Here is an 18,027-nt window from a genome sequence, read left to right on the forward strand (position 1 = left end):
ATTTCCTGATTACTAGGCTGCTTCCAAAAGATCACCCAATCTGGTCAACTTAAGGAAAATCTATTTTAGCACAGAGGTGCAAGTAGATTGTTAGCATACTCCATCGCCCATGGCCGCCGATAAAAAGTTGGCGCCATTGGGTGAATAGATACCCATGCCAAAAACAAGACCAAATGCCTTAAAATTCGTAAAGGTTATTACAACTAATAGGTCCGGTTAAATATTGATTTACATTATATTTACCTTGTTGATAATAGCTTGGCAAATTGCTTTCATTTCATCAATAACTTGGTTTACACTATCTAATTCAAGCATTTCCCCCAATGGTATGTAAAAAGATAAGGTTTCTTCAGCTATTATTTTTTATTTTTCCAACGGTTGGAAACCAATGGTTTCTAGGTTATGTAGCCGGTCAGCCAACTTAACCATAATCACTCTTATATTCTTATAATCAGTTGTTTTTTTGTTTGTTTTCCCTCTCTGTAAGCTTGATCTTTTTCCATGCCATACAATCCATATTGGTAACTTTATCGACTATATGGGCTACTTCTTTTCCATATTGATAGGCTACTTCATCTAAACAGAGTGGTGTGTCTTCTACAGTATCATGTAATAAGGCTGCAACGATAGCATCTGGGTCACTGGTCATCTTTAATAAGATAGTAGCTACCATTAATGGATGGGTATAAAATAGTTCCTATAGTACTAATCCACCTAGTCCAATAAGCATGACTAGGAATCGGAAAACAGGATCAAATAAAGTAATAATCATATACTTATTACGTAACTGACGTTTGTTTTTAGCCATAAGCATTCTTTGCACAATTGCAGGATCTACCATGCCTATTTGTAAAATCCATATGATAAAATAGATCATGTAACGATAGAATCGTTCATGCCCTAGAATCAAAAACTTTTCTGAAGGTACTTTTAAAAATAATGCTTCTATACCCCCTACGTGATATACCACATGATACGCAATAAGCGGAACAGCAACCATAAATATGAAGAACTGGACTATATCTCGTTATAGCAACTGATTTAATACCACCTATAGCTGTATATATTATCGTAATAAGCCCTCCCATTAAGATAGACCAGGTAGCAGGTATGCCTAATAAAGGTTCACTGATGATACCAAGTGCTGTTAACTGTATGCTGGTATGTATAGTGCATTTTAGTAAATTTTTATGTTTATCTGGTAATAGATGCATTACTTAGTCAGTTGGTTTAGTTAAAAAGTAAAATAAAGACAACCGTAATGGCGCTTTTATATACCATTAATGGAATTTCTGGTACTCCTAGACAAGAAATAACAGGTTATATAACGGAATATTTTAAAAAACAAGGAAAAAAGTAAGCTGCATAGCTGATCCAAAGGGATCTAGCTATGGAAGGCTAGCTAACAGCATAGTCATTGATCATCATATTGCACTATCTACTTTTACATTTTACAGAAGCTTTGCTTTATCTTACTTGTAGTAAAGAAATATTTGATCAGGTTGATTGGGATTACTACGATATAGTAGTCTCTAAGGGTTCCTTTTTGGAAACATTTGGCTATCCCAATCAGCTAGCTGATTGGGAGATAGAAGAGGCTAAAAAGTGCTTTTTCCTATTTGCTAAACATATAAGGCATACTTATCCTTTGCTTTCTATTATACTTACAGAAGATTATATAGCAGCAGAAAAACGTGCTGGAAAAAAGTTTGAATACAAGGATAAGCAAAAAAATATTTAATTGATTCGAATCGTTTTTTGCGCATTAAAGAACATCCTATTATTCAAGAGATCGGAAGCAGAGTAGTCAATGTGGAAGTAAAAAGCAGAAATCCAAGAAAAGTGTTTCAAGAAGAAATAGAACCTGTTTTACATGCTAATCCTATAGTAGACTGATGGTTATAACACTTTCATTAAAAACATCGAAGCAAGTCTAAACAATGGTTGCATTTTTAAAAATGTACTAAAAGTTGTATGGTGCCATCGTGTTTGCATGGACCCGATCTAGCGGTTTTAGCTGCTTCTTTTTGAGAAAGATCTTCAATAGAATAGGTAAAAGTATATCTCATTTCCAGACGCACCCAACTAATAGGCCTCCAACAGACCAACCAGGTAGTAGCTATGCCATGACCAGAATAGGGATGAAACTGCGTGCCACTATATAATGGATTGGGTAGATAAAAGTATAATCTAGTCGCATAGTTTTGGCTTTTAAAATAGATTGCTTTGCAGGAAAACTGCCATTTGCTTCCTTTCCATTTTTGTGTGTTGGCTAATGCATAACCATGATGGGTATCCCCTAAAAACGTATAACGGGCATATTGCACTTCCGAATGGGTCCACCAGGAATGGGTAAGCTTCTGCTCTACTTTACACTTAAAACTGTTTTGAGTAGCTGCTTCAATTTTTGCTACGCGATCTGCCTCTTTAGGCTTATTGCGCGGATTTTTATGCAGCTTGTGCTGCACCACCCATGTGGTGGAACGGTTCCATATATACCTAGAACGTGTAATAAAACGATAGCCATTACTGGCTATCGCCAACTGTGGCTTAGGTGCTAAAGTAGCAAAAAAGTGACCACTCGTTGCGATTTGCCAGCTGGCTAAAGGCGTAACTTGCAAAGAAGCATATCCCCCTTTTTCATTGGCATGGTCCGTAGCATAACGTTTAAAGGCATTCCCATAGGGAGTGTATAGCCCTTTGCCATAGTAATACAACGCACCGGAAAGATCTATATAGCGTGAAAGGCTTATGATGCACCCTGTAATCAATGCTTTTCCCTTCTTAGCCCTAGGCGTATTGGGCACAGTAAGTACCCCTTCTCCAAAAAGGAGCCAGTTTTTACACAACAATCGATAAAATAGGCCAACAGCAGATTGTGACGACAATAGATAGGCATCCGTATCTTCTTCCTTTCCCTCATTTCTGATAATAGGTATATCATAATGGTTATAGAGTAAGTTGATGCCTATTTCCGTTTGGTTTCTATCGTACTGTTTGCGTATGGTCGCCCCAATGACCTGTTCATGAATGGTCCCTTTTTTGGCTAAGTTATGGACCGTATCATATTTACCCACACAATCTATTCGATGGGTATAGGGCTGATGCTGCGCATTCAGTTGGAGGGTAGCATCTAGGGTATGATTTGCATAAAAGGCTGTTAACTCAATAGGGCCTAGATCAGATGTGAGGGCTATGCCGCGCAATCCAATACGCCTAATGCCTTTATAGGGGCGGATGCCTACGTTATTAGAACGGATGATAGAAGAGATGGAGTCCCCTGTATGGATATAACCTGCGCTGAATAGCAAGCCTTGCCCATGGCCAATTTGGTAATCGCCAATGACCAATTTCTTAAGATATGGCTTATTTTGTACCATTACAAAAATAGACCATAGGTTAAATCCATACCGGTAGGTGGCATGATCCCAACAAAAAGATTCTCCGGCTTGTTTTCTAGCAGTAATGCCCCATGTTATATCATTTTGATGGTTACAGGAAAGCTGAACGCTATATTTATCCAGATTGCCTAATCTTTTCAGCTGGTCCAATGCGCCAAATGGAGGCGTATAACGCAATAAAAAAGAGTTGGATCTATTGGTATGGCTTTGCAAAGATTGCGATGCTATATGGTAGCTTTCTGTTACATAGACAAAAGGTAAAAGCAAAGCTATCGTGGTTAAATCAAAATCAGGAATCGCCTGTAGCTCATATTTAGAATAAAGCGGACCTGTGGTAGCCAAATGATTAAAATAATTTTTTATTTGATTTTCAGATAAAATTCCTAATCCAGCCAATCTTTCTGCTGTTACCTTATTTAAATCCAATGGCGTAGCATAGGCTTCTTGCAAGGATTCTTGGATCGATTCAAAACTTTCTTCTTCTGTAAAATTTTGCCGCTGGTAGATTGCATAGACATAGTCATCAAAGGAAAGCAAATGAGGTAGATCTGAAGCAAAAGCTACAGATAAGCTCTGAACCAATAGTATGCAAACAACAAAATAGCTACGCATCGCTTTATATTCAACGCTTCTTTAAAAAATATAGATATAATTTTTAGCGTAAACGTTTTATTGAAACTAAGCGTTTAAGTTAATTTTTTTAATTAAATATACAGGCCAATCTCTTATGAAGATACTATCTAGTAGATTTTATTGGTTGGTTCACTATAGCTTTAGCACAGGTAATGCGCAAATCGATGCATTGATCAATGTCTTGTTTGGCACAAATATCTTGCAATACGATAAACTTACTGAGGTTGACTTTATAGCGATCAAGATTTAACTATGAATAGACACAATAAATGTGGGGATTAAATCGAAACCGTAACTTTTTGTTCATTCGCTCCCGATGGTCCTACTTGGAAAAGATAGGCCTAAGGTCTTTTATTGAAGCAGTTAACTAATCGAACCGCCGTATACGGATCCGTATGTACGGCGGTATGGGAAGGGAAGCCCGTTAGGGCCTACCTACCTTGATAAAACCCATTTTATGCGTTTTTTATGAAAAAACATAGGAAAAATTTACACGTTAAATTAAAAAATAAAAAAGCAAGACCAAAAATAATACTGTTATAACTGAAAATCAATTAAATAATACTCCAGTCCATTTCTTAAGTTGACGCCATTGGCTGAATGGGTACTAAACTAGTAGTATAATAACTGAATTACTTGTTTTCTGTTTTACCTCCGTGCTCCCCAACTTTTCTTTTTTCTATTCCCTGATTTAGTATTTGTACCTAGGACTAGACTATCGGATCCCTCACCCGTGGCGTTACATGAAGCAGGAGTAGAGCCAGACTCTATGGAATTGATACACAGACCTATACTCTGCAACTCCTTAACCAGAGTATCCATCCTAGTAAGCTTATCATCAGGCCCCTGATTCAGGATAACACCAGTAAGTAAGATCATATACCTATTTACAATGATTTTTGTTCGCGCATCTGTAGTTTGTACGTGCTCTACCTTTGTACTTTTAGGAGCGTTATACATTAGTGGGATTATAGCTATATTACGCATTATATCAACTATATCAGTACTATACACAATATTATAGAGCATCTCAAGACTATCTAATATTTCCTTCTTAAGACTATCTAGTATTTCTTTATTAGGCTCATCTTGTGCTCTAAAAAAGATCGACTTAACTAAGTTGACAAGTTGATTGTAACTGCCATCAATAGGTTGCAAGCTCAATTCCTCTAGTTTGTCAATTATATTTACAGGATTATAGAAAATATGACGTTTTTGATAGTTCTTACTGGCGTCCCTGGAAGTATTGTTGATATAGGTGTAATACTTATGCTTATACTCTTTCTTACAAAGAAACGCAGTATGCTGGGTAGCTTCTTTATATTTTTCCTTAGCATCCGTTAAATTAATATATCCTATAGCAACACTAGTATTAAGCGCCTGGCGTATCAAGTAGTCTACTACTCTGCCTAAATAAGGTATAAGATTTTTATCGAATACATCGGTAGCTGCATTATCAATGGATCGATTACGCTCAGCATCTGAACCTTTATAGCTGAGTTTCTCTAGTATCCTGCGATCATATATCTTCTTCGCCCCATGCTTCATCTGTTTATCGGGATTTTTCGAGTAAATATGGTACCGACCAGATGAGGCGATGGCGCGCCCAACTTGATCTCGTTCCGATTCTACATAATCTTTATCACTCAAGCCAGAAGATGAGCACATAAATGCATTACTCAACGCCTCCTTACAGATTTTTTTAAGCTTACCGATCCAACAACTGCAATAAAATAGATCATGGTGAGTAGGGCTAGAAGTTGTGCAGTTTTTAAATTTCTGCTCCTCCTCTAGAGTCATATTACATTTGTCTACAGGAGGTGTTGGTATAAGCAAACCACCCTGATCACGATAGGGCTTCTGTAATGGCAAAAGCGCTGTATCAATCCTCAAAAGTTCTTTTACATTTGGAAACCTAGTTTTATTTTCACATGCACAATACTCTTTAAAATAATTAAGGAATACGATTAATTTATCACCCAAATGACCTAGTTTCTCGAGCGTCTCAGCATTAAATTTATATAGCTTTTTATCATATGATTTATAAGCTAAATCTACTTTTTCAACAGATGACTCGTCGAATGGTTTATCATTATCAATTAAACCCACTTGTTTCTCAGATGGATTATCCATCCCATTTTTGGTATTGTAATTGCATCCAACTAATGTTGACAGTGTACTAGCCCATAGAATAGAATTATAGAAAATATTTATCTTTTTCATCTTTTTTAAATAAAAATTTGAGGTTAATTGTAAACAAAATATTATTACTCAAGTTGAATACGTTTATTTTGAGCATAATATATACTTAATTTGTTCAATATGGCTCATGACTCATGCAAAATTCATATTGTCTAGCTTAAACGCAACCAACATTACAGGTGTACAATCCATTTAAATTGTGGACATAAAATCCAAATAGCTAGATGGGCGTGCGCCCCCCATGCATCTTACCAAATTTTCACTTTGTCCATTGAAAGGATTTGGATTTTAAGCAGACAAAAATTATTATATTTAGCAAGTATTGGAATTAAAATTAAAATAGCGATTGATATACCCATTATGGACTTTGGAAAATACACCATTAAAGCACAAGAAGCAATACAAAGTGCTATAACCATTGCGCAAGAAAATCAACAACTTACTATTGAAAATGGCCATTTACTAAAGGCCATTTTAAGCAGCAACGAGGCACATATCGACTTTCTGACCAAACAACTTCAGGTGGCCTTAATGCCTCTTTCGGAAGCGCTAGATAGACTGATTCAAACCTATCCAAAAGCCTCTGGGCAACAGCCTTACCTATCACCGAATATGGATGTGACCCTTCGTAGCGCAAAAGATTATAAAAAAAAGTTAGGAGATGATTTTGTTGCGGTAGACCATTTGCTGCTCAGCCTCTGTGTAGGGAAAGACAAAACAGCAGCCTTAATGCAAAAACATGGGATAGAAGAACAACCGTTGCTGCAAGCCATTCAGGCATTACGGGGCACCCATAAGGTTTCTGACCCCAGTGCAGAGTCTAAATATAGGTCATTGGAGCGTTATGCAAAAAACTTAAACCAATTGGTTCAGCAGGGTAAAATAGATCCCGTTATTGGACGGGATGAGGAATCCCGAAGAACCCTACAAGTTATCTCACGTAGAACGAAAAATAATCCACTATTAATTGGCGAGCCTGGAGTGGGTAAAACAGCTATTGTAGAGGGCTTGGCGCAAAGAATTGTAGCGGGGGATGTCCCTGAAAACATTAAATCTAAGGTTATTTTTGCCTTAGATTTAGGCCTTTTGATTGCTGGTGCCAAGTATAAAGGTGAGTTTGAAGAGCGGCTTAAGGCGGTCATTAAAGAAGTAGTCGATTCGAATGGCGCATTTATTCTTTTTATCGATGAAATCCACATGCTGATTGGGGCCGGTGCTTCTGGAGAGGGTGCTATGGATGCTGCGAATCTACTCAAACCAGCGCTTGCGCGGGGCGAATTGCATGCCATTGGTGCCACTACTTTAAAGGAATACCAAAGGTATATAGAAAAAGATAAAGCCTTAGAAAGAAGGTTCCAGGTTGTAATGGTAGATGAACCCAGTCAAGAGGATGCGATTGCTATTTTACGGGGCATCAAAGAAAAATATGAACTGCACCATGGTGTACGCATTAAAGATGGAGCGGTTATAGCAGCTGTTCAGCTCTCTAATCGGTATTTACCAGAACGTTTCTTACCAGACAAAGCGATTGATTTAATGGATGAAGCTGCTGCCAAACGACGCATTGGCTTAGATGCCATTCCTGTTGATTTAGACCAACTACAACGCAAGATTACCCAACTAGAGATTGCTAGAGAGGCGATGCGCAAAGAACAAGATACAGTGAAACTTGAAGAGTTGTCTAAAACCATTGCGGACCTAAGTGAAAAAAAGAATGTGCTTAAAGCAAAATGGGAGCATGATAAGTCGATCATTCAGGGCATTGGCATACAAAAAAAACAAATTGAACAATTGCGTCTAGAAGCCGAACAAGCTGAACGAAGTTTCGACTACGGTAAGGTGGCAGAAATTCGCTATGGACGGCTTGCAGAAGCAGAAAAAAAGCTCAGAGGGTTACAAGAACAGGTAGAAGCATTACGCGATGCGAGCCCCCTCCTTAAAGAAGAGGTTACGGAAGAAGATATTGCTGAAATTGTAGCGCACTGGACCGGTATTCCTGTTGCTAAAATGCTACAGGATGAGCGACAAAAACTACTTCACCTAGAGTCTGTACTGGCTAAACGTGTCGCAGGCCAATCAGAGGCCATTCAGGCGATTGCTGATGCAGTACGCAGAAGCCGTGCCGCATTACAAGACCCCCGTAAGCCCATTGGCTCTTTTATCTTTTTAGGTACCACAGGAGTAGGTAAAACAGAACTTGCCAAAGCACTGGCTCAATTTTTATTCAACGATGAGCAGGCTATGATTCGGATAGACATGTCAGAATACCAAGAAAAACATGCGGTTAGTCGGCTGATTGGTGCACCACCCGGCTATGTAGGGTATGATGAAGGCGGCCAGCTTACAGAAGCGGTACGCACTAAGCCCTATTCTGTAATTTTATTAGATGAAATAGAAAAAGCCCATCCAGATATTTTTAATATTTTGCTGCAAGTATTGGATGATGGTAGGCTAACGGATAACAAAGGTAGAACAGCAAGTTTTAAAAATACCATTATTATTATGACCAGTAATATGGGTGCCCACCTTATTCAAAACCGATTTGCTGGTATGGAAGATTTGCCTACTGAAGAAGCATTGGCAGAAACGAAAGAAGCGGTTATACAATTGCTTCAAAATCACATGCGTCCAGAATTTTTAAATCGGGTAGATGAAATCATTATGTTTCATCCACTTTCGAAAGAAGTAATTAAAGATATTGTATATATCCAGGTAGAAAAACTTAAAATAGATTTGCAAAAGAATGGCATAGCCATCCAAATAGATGAAGGGCTTATAGATTATCTTGCACAAGAAGGCTATAGCTTGCAATTTGGCGCAAGGCCGCTCAAGCGTTTGATACAACGGATGATACTCAATGAATTGTCTAAAGAATTGCTATCTGGGCGGCTTGCCAAAGATCAACCTATTCATATGGCTTATGATAAAGGAACAGTGGTATTTTCAAATACTACATAAGCTGTACTTTCTGATAACCTTTTTTTACTTATTAATCGATTAAACTAATCATGCCATGATCATGTATATATGGTTGCACTGCTTATCCCTTTTATACTTTATATCGTGTAATGGTGCCTATCTAGGTCCGAATAATATGTATAATAGTAGCCGTACTATAGGCCCTAATGCTGGTCAAATCGCATCCTCTATTCAATCTGGTGTGGGAAAATTGGGTCAGTTTATAGATGATTTTATTGAAAATCTAAAAGCGCATGTAACAGACCTTAATAGAGCGAACAAAGATTATAGTGATCCGGATCAAAAATATGATGATAAAAACCTCATCCGTCAATTATGTGATGTATTTTCTACGGATAATGAAAAATGCAAGGCTATGGGGAGCTATTTTGAACAAGCAGATATTGAAATATATAATGCATTGCGCAATACCTTCTTACAGGAACATAATCCTGACCATATGGTTAAACATCTTTTCTACAACCAGTATAAAAGTAATGCACCGAAACAGTATCGTGATGCTAAATCATCTCATGGTGGCGGGTTAATCAAAGTGATGTTTCATAACATTATAGATCGGATTGTAAAAGAAAAAGAAAAGGTGCAAGCACAAGCAAAGCCAGCTGATGTAAGCAATCAGTCAATGGAAAAATCGGACAAAAACCCAAGTGAATTGAGCATATTTGACCAAGTGGTTGCTTGCACAGAGGGCATTATACATTTCTGTTTCGAAAATGACAAAGACACTACTGCAATTTTAGAGGGTTTATTAATAGATAAAGCTAAATGTTTCAAAAGCGTTACAGTGTCTAAGAAAACGGACATATATCAATTCCTAGAGGATTATTTTAATCAACTAAAGAAAGATTATTACGATGCTATTCCAAAAAAAGTTAATGCGGCCCTTCAGTCTATTGAGGCAAATATTAGCTCCCTTTCACCAAATGATCTTCCTGTAAAGCCACTACAAGATAGCATAGATAGATTAACGCATACGGTTTATATTTACAATGGTATGCGTCTATTGCTTCATTTCTATTCAAGCCATAATAACATGATGTTGCCTCGGAAAAGCAGAAAGTCCGTTCATACAAACCCTATGCAGTACTGCTTAAATAGTATACAACTCGGTACCTATCTAACCGATGTGTATACCGCTCTGATTAATCTAGGTATGGAAAATAGTTATTCATTAACTAACCTAATTGAATACTTTGCTAGAATAGCCAAGCTGGTACCTGAAGCTACCAAAAATCAGTAAACAAACTATTTTCAGTTGGTTGCTTGATACAAAAGGTGCTAATTTTCTTAAATTGAGGCGATTGCTTCAATGGCTCAATTTAAACTAGATCAGCCTCTTATAGATTACCATACAAAACAGCATGGATAGACCCACTTTAGACCAAACACTTACTTTTGCGGTTTTGCTTTTACATGGTTTATATGCCAAAGAAGATGAGCTAAAACCCATTGCAGCCCACTTGAACAAGCGGTTTGGGAAATCGGTTTTAATCATTCAACCAACCTGTAGGGTTCGACTCAAATCTGTTATACGATCTATAGCGCAACAAACAGAGGATATGTTGAAGTGGATTCAACTTGAACTCATCCGCTATAATAAAGAACCAAGCTCTTTTCCACTCATTATCATTGGCTATAGTCAAGGTGGCCTATTGGCTTGTATGTTAGGTAAATCTTATAAAAGCCAGCTTAATATAGTTGGCATCATAACGCTTAATGCGCCGCTCATGGGTACACCTCTGCTTGAACGCAGCCGTAAGGATGTACAGGAATTTATATCCAATGCAGAAAAGGGATTGGCGCTTATTGGTTATCCGCTATCTAGGATCAAACGCATTATGACGCTACAAACATGGATGCTGCTGCTTACACGCCCCCGCTGGGTGCCGATAAATGGCTTAAAAGATATCATGCCCAATAGTGCATGTGTAAAAAGTGTATCTAGCTTTCTACAAGAAAATCTGGAGATTCCTTGTCTGTTGATTGCAACTCATCAGAATGATTTTTCCGAATTGTTCAATATGACAACAGGACACCAAGATAGAGCGATAGAAGCATTAAATGATGCCTATACCCTATTGATTACTGGTAAAAAAGGTAGAAAGCACGATACGTTAATTCCGCTAGCCAGTCAGTTAGGAAAGACCGATTATATAAATAATCTGATTCCTATAAATACCAATGAGGCAAGCTATAAGCATAGGTCTATGCTTGGGCCCAATCGACCCAACATACAAGAACGTATATATAAAGGTATACTCCATGCCCACAACTTGGTGGCGATAGATCCTAGTCTGTTTGTAGACCATGGTACCACAGTCCTTTATGCAGACTTTATTGCAGCTGATCTCATCCAGTTTATTGGCCAGTTGGTATTCGGATAGGATTTTTTTTGCCAAACCATCTGCTTTAGTCTTTCTGTCATAAAGGTAGCTGCTTAATAAGCATTAAATAGTTGGAAAGGAACAATTACTTAAATGTATTTGTAGGTATAAATATAACATATTAATTCTTTTAGGTTACAAAAAAGTATTTGTTTTTAATTTTCATGAGAGATATTTCTATTTTTTTGTCACAATACCCTTTTCTTTATTTGTATTTTCAAAAACCTCTAGTGCCTTCTTGGCGGCTTGTTCTAAAGCTATTCCTATCTCTTTTCCTAAGTATGTATTGGCTATTTGCACATCTATAGCCAATGTTTCTTGCGCCATATGTTGAACCTCTGTTAGATGGATATAGCCTGCTGCATGACGTAGGTCATAAAGCCGTTCAGCCAATTTTATAAATAAAACGGAAAGTTGTACGTGACCTTCTTTAATAGCTTCCTTCAATCGATTTTTTACATAAAGCAAAGAAGGATGATCTAAGTCTTGACGTTTATCTATACCTACAACATTTAGCACAAAGGCATAAACACCTAAATTATAATGCTTCTCGATATAAGAAATCGGCAAACAAGTACGACGAACCAATTCATAGAGCAAAGCAGCATAAATCACTTTAGGAGAGTGAAACACCCATTCTACCACTAATGCAGCAATCCCTACTGATCGAACATAAAACAACTGTCCAGAGGCATGCCGTTTAAATCCAAAATGTTTCCGTAATAATAAAATCAAATTAGAAATTATTTTCATATCAATAGGATCCTCTTGATGAGAAAATTTGCAGATATAGTCATGGAATTGCATTAATACCACCATAGAATCAGCTTGCTCTTTAGGAGTGATAGTGGCTTCTGAGGTTAAAGCATCTATAGGCAATTTAATAGACATCTTACTGAGAATCTCAGTAACATCATTAGGCAGTACCAGTAGCATAGTGGATTGCTTTTGGTCACTAGAATCTTCCAAATAACCGTAGTGGGCCTGAATAACAATGGATATAGTTTGCTGTTGAAGATCTATAGATGGTGATGATCCTTTTTTCCATCGAAACCCCATATCATCTATCGTGTCATTATAAAGATCTTTTACCTTAGGAAGGGATTCATAAGCAACAGTAGAATCACTTACTACCAGAGCGGTAGCTTGAAAATCTATAAAAGATGGATAGTTATTATCAATAGGTTCTGCTTTTTTAAATTGCAAAGCAGTAGCATGCAGTTGTATGCGAATAACCGGTGTACTAGATCTATCTAAATTACCATTAACACGTATAACGGCCTGAACTAACAAGTAAACGACTTGATTAACATCACACACAATATAGTCAGGTAGTGCTCCATTAGGATTATCTATTTCCTCTATAAGAATCTTAGGTGGATCAACCGCCTCTTGAGATAACGTCACTTCCACCTTACGTATCAGCTTATCTAAAGTAATCTTAGTAGGTTGAATGAGCGCATTATATTTAGCCCTTTCCCTTCTATTAAAATAGGCTATCCAATCATAAAATTTATTGATAATACTTTGCAAGTCTTGCTTATAAAGAGGCATTTTGCTATCTAAAAATGAGATAGATTCTTCAACTTTACGAACTACTTGGTTTAAAATAAATCCATGTCCTTTATGGCTATAGGAAGTAACACCATTAGATGGAACTAGAGCTGCATCATATAGAGCTGACTTTAATCTTCGTATTTCTTTAATCTTCTCTTTATCATTTAGGTAGGTAATTCGATTAGAATAACGATTATTTTTAGCCTTAATGAAAACAAGAATACCAAAAATAAGTAATCCTAATACAAGACAAAACAGTAGAAGAAATATAACAGTTAATGGTGATAGAACTAGAGTCTTGGTATAATAAACAGAGCTAAGGCATATAGCGATCAATATAGTAATTATTAAAAAGCTTATACCTAGATATAAAGGGAATATCATCAAGGTTATAGACAAATTGGATAAAGACAAGCCTAAGGTTAAGAAAAGATTGGTTCCACGCCACCAGTGCCAAAGTACATTGATAGGAAGACAAAAAGATAAACCAATTACACAAAGTAGCCCCATTATCCAACCTGTAATATATGGTCTCTTTTCCTGGAAAAACGTACTATATCCTAAAAAATAAGCCCCTACTAAAAGTTGAAACATAAACCATGGTACATGATCCACAATAGAGGTTGTAAAATAAATCAATAAATTAGTGATGAGCACATAAAGTCCTACATATCTTAGCGTAGTATGACTTGGTACCAGTTTGGCCAATGTAAGCTTTCTATTAGTCAAACAGTTTTTAATTGATTCTTTGCGTGCTGCCTTCTTACGTTGATTTTCTTGTTGCATTTGTTTAAACTTATCATCTGGTTTAACCCACCCAGAACCATCTGGTTGTTTGAGTAGATAGTGGGCAACCACCATGGCTAAGATATTGATCAACATGCAAGCAAAAGCACCATTTATACCTATTAAAGGTTTAAGCCACTTATTCCAAGATAAAATAGCTAATGCACCTATAGTCATACCTATTAAAGCAGTCTTGGAACTACCTCTAAACCCAAAAACAGCTAAAATAAATGGGGCAACTATTATAACATCCAAATCTAAGGTCCAAAACATTAATTTCAACAGATCCTTACAGTAAAAAGATACTATCATAGCTAATAATCCAATCACCAGTGTAACTATTCTAGCCAACCTAAGTTGATAAGCATAAGGAGATTTATTGGCTCCTAGTATACTTTCTACTATATCATGACTAACCATAATAGAACATGAATTCAATTCAGAATCAGCTGTAGACATAGCCATTGCTAGTAAGCTGATAGCAACAAATCCTTTAAAAACAGATGGAATATCATACATTATATAGGTCCAAATATCTTTTAGCATCAACTCTGGTGCCCTGATAAAAACAAATAGACCAATTAGAATTATAAAAATTCGTATAACAAAACTGAAAATTGCGGCATATGAAAAAACCTTTTTGGCTTGGATTGGACCAGAAGCCATATAAATCCTTTGGATCATAGAGGGTTCTATGCAGGGCGTTAAACAACATAGAATTATAGTACCCATATTTATTAGTTTAATATCAAAATGGAATAAGCTATTAAACTGAAACTTAGATTTGGTCTGTAGAAGGGGTATAATTTCTACAACTGGTTTTCCTACTTTCACAAACATAAACCAAGCCAAAAGTGGAATAATCACAGCAAATGTTATAAACTGCAATATATCAGTAAAGGTAACAGCACGAATACCTCCAAAAGTAGAATAGAATATAAGTAGTAAGGCAGAAATGGCAGTAATTATACGGGGATCAACGAAGTCCACACATATAGAAACAGCTTCAGTCATTACGATGATTTGACTAGTAATTGCAATAATGGATTTACAAATACTCAATAAAGCGGTAATAATCCTTGGGTACTTACCATATACACTACCAATCGTCTCGGCCATAGAGAGATGTTTCATAAATGGGCTCATACGTAGTGCTAGCCAACTCATGGTCCAAAGGCGAAATATAATCAAAAGGTATATAACGATCCAGTAAAGACCAAGGTTATGTACTTGTTGTACGTTACGCAACAGTCCTGCTCCGCCAAAATTAGTAGCCAATACAGTAGCTACTAAGGTAGCCGTAGAGAATTTTTTATTCCCCACTGCATATTCTAGAAAAGTGGATTCTTTTCTAGAAAAGTAAATACCGACTACAAAGGTCAACAACAAAAAAAAACCTACTGTTACAAAGGGAATATTAAAGCATATCATAAATGAAAGTAATCCATAAGATTAATAAAGGTTATTTGATATGAAGATCATTATAAATTTAATTATATTAATATTTTGTATTTGAATCAAAAAAATAAAGGTAGAAATCCTACTGATGTCATAGGCATTATTACGTATTGTACTATTTATTATAGAGCTATCGATTTCAACTAGATCTTTCAGCTAAGTACGCCATGAAGTATTATTCATAACAATTAAAACTATATTATGCAATGGCCATTTTTTTAGTTTGTTTTATATAAAAACTTTATAGGCATAAAACCTAATAAGATTTAATTATCGTGCCAGGTTGTTTCATAAACGCTTATACAATTTTATTAATCATAAGCATGTCTTATTGTTTCACCTTGGAAGAAAAGCCCCGCACTTGCAGTGCGTTGTTTCAATATAAAATATACAGTTAGTGTTACTGACAAGATGATCAAGGATCATATATATAAACATACATGAACCTAAAAATGATAAACTTAGAGACTTTCAAGTTGAAAACTAGATGTGACTAAGGAACTGATTCCGTAATCTTAAGTCCTGTATTTGCAATGCATAGTGAATTAACACTATTATTTGTAATATATATTTAATATTTAAATGTAATTGATATGAAAAAAATAAACTGTAGAATAGTCTTATGCATCGGGATGTTAAGCTTCAATATCTTGTCTTCTTGTACAAGAATAAAGCAAAACATGCATATGGGACTCAAAAAAGTCACTTGTGGAATAATGGAAAAAATTACATATCCTAATATACCTAGAAATCTAGTGAAAAATAAAAGAACGTTATCAACGAATCCAGTACCATTTAAAGGTGGTCTTTTTACATTTGACCCATTATTAATAGAGGATTTTAAGCCTAGTAAATCAGTAGTCACGTGTTATGTAGTATGCAATCGAAGAATATTGTTATTAAAAAGAAATCACCTCACAGATGCAGGCAGCACATGGTGCACACCTGGTGGGAAGTTAGAACAAAACGAAACGCCTCTTCAAGCGATCATAAGAGAAACAGAAGAAGAAACCGGTATCTTACTTCTTCCAGAAGAGACCAAGCTTATGAAAACCATTGGTGTAAGGATTTTTGTACCAAAACAAGACTATCTACTCCACTTATTTAAAGCAGTTTTACCTAAGTCTCAACCATCTGATTATTCAGTTGTGCTAAATCAGGAGCATACGGATTACTTATGGATTGATCCAGAAGAAGCCAAACAATTACATCTAGTTCCAGGCGGAAAAGAAATGTTGAAATCGAATCTATTAGGAGTATTCTCAGAAAAGGGAAAATAAAGCACGTTAATGGAACTTTAATGTTTTTATCCGTGGTGGCAAAAGAATAGTAAAAACTCTATATATGGCTACTTTATTCAGTTTATTCATTCGTACAGATTATTATAGCTTAATTTATTTGCTTTTTCATAAGTATTTTTTGAAAACTGCATGATCATGTTTCTGCTTGAGCAGGTCATGGAGTATATCTATTTTTAACTAAAAAACACAATCATGAAAAAGTATTTAGTTGTTTTACCCCTTGTCGCATCCTGTAATCAGTTGAGTAATAATATGGATCCTGAAAGAAAAGTCCAAAGTGCGCACGATGCACTTCGTTCAGAGCGTCAGAGAAACGTCATGAGCACTGATATTAAATGTATAAAATCTATAGCAGTGGCTGGTCAGGGGAAGAATGAGGATTCTGATAACAAGAACGATGGTCCAGTGTATCAATATGGAGACGATTCTGCTGCTTATGCTCAGCAAGGGACAAGCATTAGATTGATGATCGCAGATGGTCTTGGTTCCAATTGGGAATATGCAGCGAAGATGTCTAGCACCATGATCTCCTATGCCATAGAATCCAATTGTACAGAACCAAAAAAAATACTTAAAGATGCCTGTAGCAAAGCAGGCCCAGCATTTAAAAAAATAATCGAAGAAGTCGGAAAGAAAAGATTATTGGAAGAGTTGGAATATTATGAAGAAAAATTGAAAGATGTGACAAATCCGAAAGATATAAAAGATTACAAAAAATGGGTAGAAGAATACAAAGCAGACCTAGAAGACGAAGAAATATTGCAATTAATGGGTGAAGGTGTTGGTTTCGAGAGTCATCCTCCTGCTACCACTATTAATATAGCAACCATTGATAATGGTCAGTTAAAATGGGTTAACGTAGGAGACTCTGGGTTGATGGTAATTCGGGATAAGAAAATAGTTCATAAGTCCATACAGGGAAGAAGGAACATGTATTCTACTGATGCAGTAGCTATTAAGAAAGGGAAAGATGTAAAAGAATACACTACAATCTCGGCCACCTGTAGTTCTGATACATTTCAATTACAAACCAAAGACATTGTCTTTTTGTATACAGATGGTTTAACTGATAATTTATCTCCTGGCACCATTCTTCAACTTATTAACGATAATGCCAAACTACCTATACCAAAAATCATAAAAATTGTAGTAGACGCAACAGTTAAGGCTAGTCAAGGTAAGCGCAATGCAAGCGGTTTTGGAGGTAAAAAAGACGATATAACGGCACTTATGTATATACATAAAGATTAATAATTGCAGATTAAGTTTTTCTATGGGTATGTGGGAGGGAGCATAACAAATAAGAATTAGCCTCCCAAAGAAGGC

At 36.3% G+C, this 18,027-nt stretch carries 13 protein-coding genes; 7 read left to right on the plus strand and 6 right to left on the minus strand.

What is annotated here, in order from left to right; all coding sequences use genetic code 11:
* Positions 1-451 precede the first annotated feature (451 nt).
* From ACOALF_RS04135 to ACOALF_RS04145, 3 genes are read right to left on the minus strand one after another with little or no spacing between them, the layout of a single operon-like run.
* Complete coding sequence (locus tag ACOALF_RS04135) at positions 452-673, minus strand: HD domain-containing protein (RefSeq protein ID WP_419241237.1); 222 nt, start codon at positions 671-673, stop codon at positions 452-454.
* A 24-nt stretch (positions 674-697) separates the two neighbouring features.
* Positions 698-1,000, minus strand: coding sequence for a hypothetical protein (locus ACOALF_RS04140; RefSeq protein WP_419241923.1), 303 nt, complete (start codon positions 998-1,000; stop codon positions 698-700).
* Entirely contained in the window at positions 894-1,214 is a 321-nt protein-coding gene (locus ACOALF_RS04145; protein WP_419241238.1) for a sodium:solute symporter family transporter, read from the minus strand. Before ACOALF_RS04145 ends, ACOALF_RS04140 begins: the two co-directional genes overlap by 107 nt.
* Positions 1,215-1,417: 203 nt before the next feature.
* On the opposite strand from ACOALF_RS04145, the gene ACOALF_RS04150 reads away from it, so the two are divergent.
* Together ACOALF_RS04150 and ACOALF_RS04155 are read left to right on the plus strand one after the other, a co-directional pair.
* The gene (locus ACOALF_RS04150; protein WP_419241239.1) at positions 1,418-1,741 is read left to right on the plus strand and encodes a hypothetical protein; all 324 of its coding nucleotides are present in this window, start codon (positions 1,418-1,420) and stop codon (positions 1,739-1,741) included.
* A gap of 17 nt (positions 1,742-1,758) precedes the next feature.
* Positions 1,759-1,896 carry a hypothetical protein gene (locus tag ACOALF_RS04155; RefSeq protein WP_419241240.1) on the plus strand — a complete coding sequence of 46 codons (138 nt, stop codon included), beginning with the start codon at positions 1,759-1,761 and terminating at the stop codon, positions 1,894-1,896.
* A 56-nt stretch (positions 1,897-1,952) separates the two neighbouring features.
* Here the strand turns inward: ACOALF_RS04155 and ACOALF_RS04160 are convergent, their stop codons facing one another.
* Positions 1,953-4,013: a hypothetical protein gene (locus tag ACOALF_RS04160; protein ID WP_419241241.1), complete on the minus strand. Its 2,061-nt coding sequence runs from the start codon at positions 4,011-4,013 to the stop codon at positions 1,953-1,955.
* Between the two features lie 669 nt (positions 4,014-4,682).
* Entirely contained in the window at positions 4,683-6,167 is a 1,485-nt protein-coding gene (locus tag ACOALF_RS04165) for a hypothetical protein (protein WP_419241242.1), read from the minus strand.
* 429 nt (positions 6,168-6,596) lie between these two features.
* On the opposite strand from ACOALF_RS04165, the gene ACOALF_RS04170 reads away from it, so the two are divergent.
* The 3 genes from ACOALF_RS04170 to ACOALF_RS04180 all read left to right on the plus strand — a co-directional run bounded on the left by ACOALF_RS04170 (position 6,597) and on the right by ACOALF_RS04180 (position 11,599).
* The gene (locus ACOALF_RS04170) at positions 6,597-9,194 is read left to right on the plus strand and encodes an ATP-dependent Clp protease ATP-binding subunit (protein WP_419241243.1); all 2,598 of its coding nucleotides are present in this window, start codon (positions 6,597-6,599) and stop codon (positions 9,192-9,194) included.
* 55 nt (positions 9,195-9,249) lie between these two features.
* Positions 9,250-10,455, plus strand: a complete 1,206-nt coding sequence (locus tag ACOALF_RS04175) for a hypothetical protein (protein ID WP_419241244.1) — start codon at positions 9,250-9,252, stop codon at positions 10,453-10,455.
* A 121-nt stretch (positions 10,456-10,576) separates the two neighbouring features.
* Positions 10,577-11,599: a hypothetical protein gene (locus tag ACOALF_RS04180; RefSeq protein WP_419241245.1), complete on the plus strand. Its 1,023-nt coding sequence runs from the start codon at positions 10,577-10,579 to the stop codon at positions 11,597-11,599.
* 177 nt (positions 11,600-11,776) lie between these two features.
* On the opposite strand, the gene ACOALF_RS04185 is transcribed toward ACOALF_RS04180, so the two are convergent.
* Complete coding sequence (locus ACOALF_RS04185; protein ID WP_419241246.1) at positions 11,777-15,373, minus strand: sodium:solute symporter family transporter; 3,597 nt, start codon at positions 15,371-15,373, stop codon at positions 11,777-11,779.
* Between the two features lie 743 nt (positions 15,374-16,116).
* On the opposite strand from ACOALF_RS04185, the gene ACOALF_RS04190 reads away from it, so the two are divergent.
* The gene (locus tag ACOALF_RS04190; protein WP_419241247.1) at positions 16,117-16,680 is read left to right on the plus strand and encodes an NUDIX hydrolase; all 564 of its coding nucleotides are present in this window, start codon (positions 16,117-16,119) and stop codon (positions 16,678-16,680) included.
* 213 nt (positions 16,681-16,893) lie between these two features.
* On the plus strand, positions 16,894-17,952 hold the full coding sequence (locus ACOALF_RS04195) for a PP2C family serine/threonine-protein phosphatase (RefSeq protein WP_419241248.1): 1,059 nt from the start codon (positions 16,894-16,896) through the stop codon (positions 17,950-17,952).
* Positions 17,953-18,027: the final 75 nt, after the last annotated feature.

Origin of the sequence: Cardinium endosymbiont of Nabis limbatus (assembly GCF_965196625.1) — a bacterium.
Taxonomy (GTDB): domain Bacteria; phylum Bacteroidota; class Bacteroidia; order Cytophagales; family Amoebophilaceae; genus Cardinium.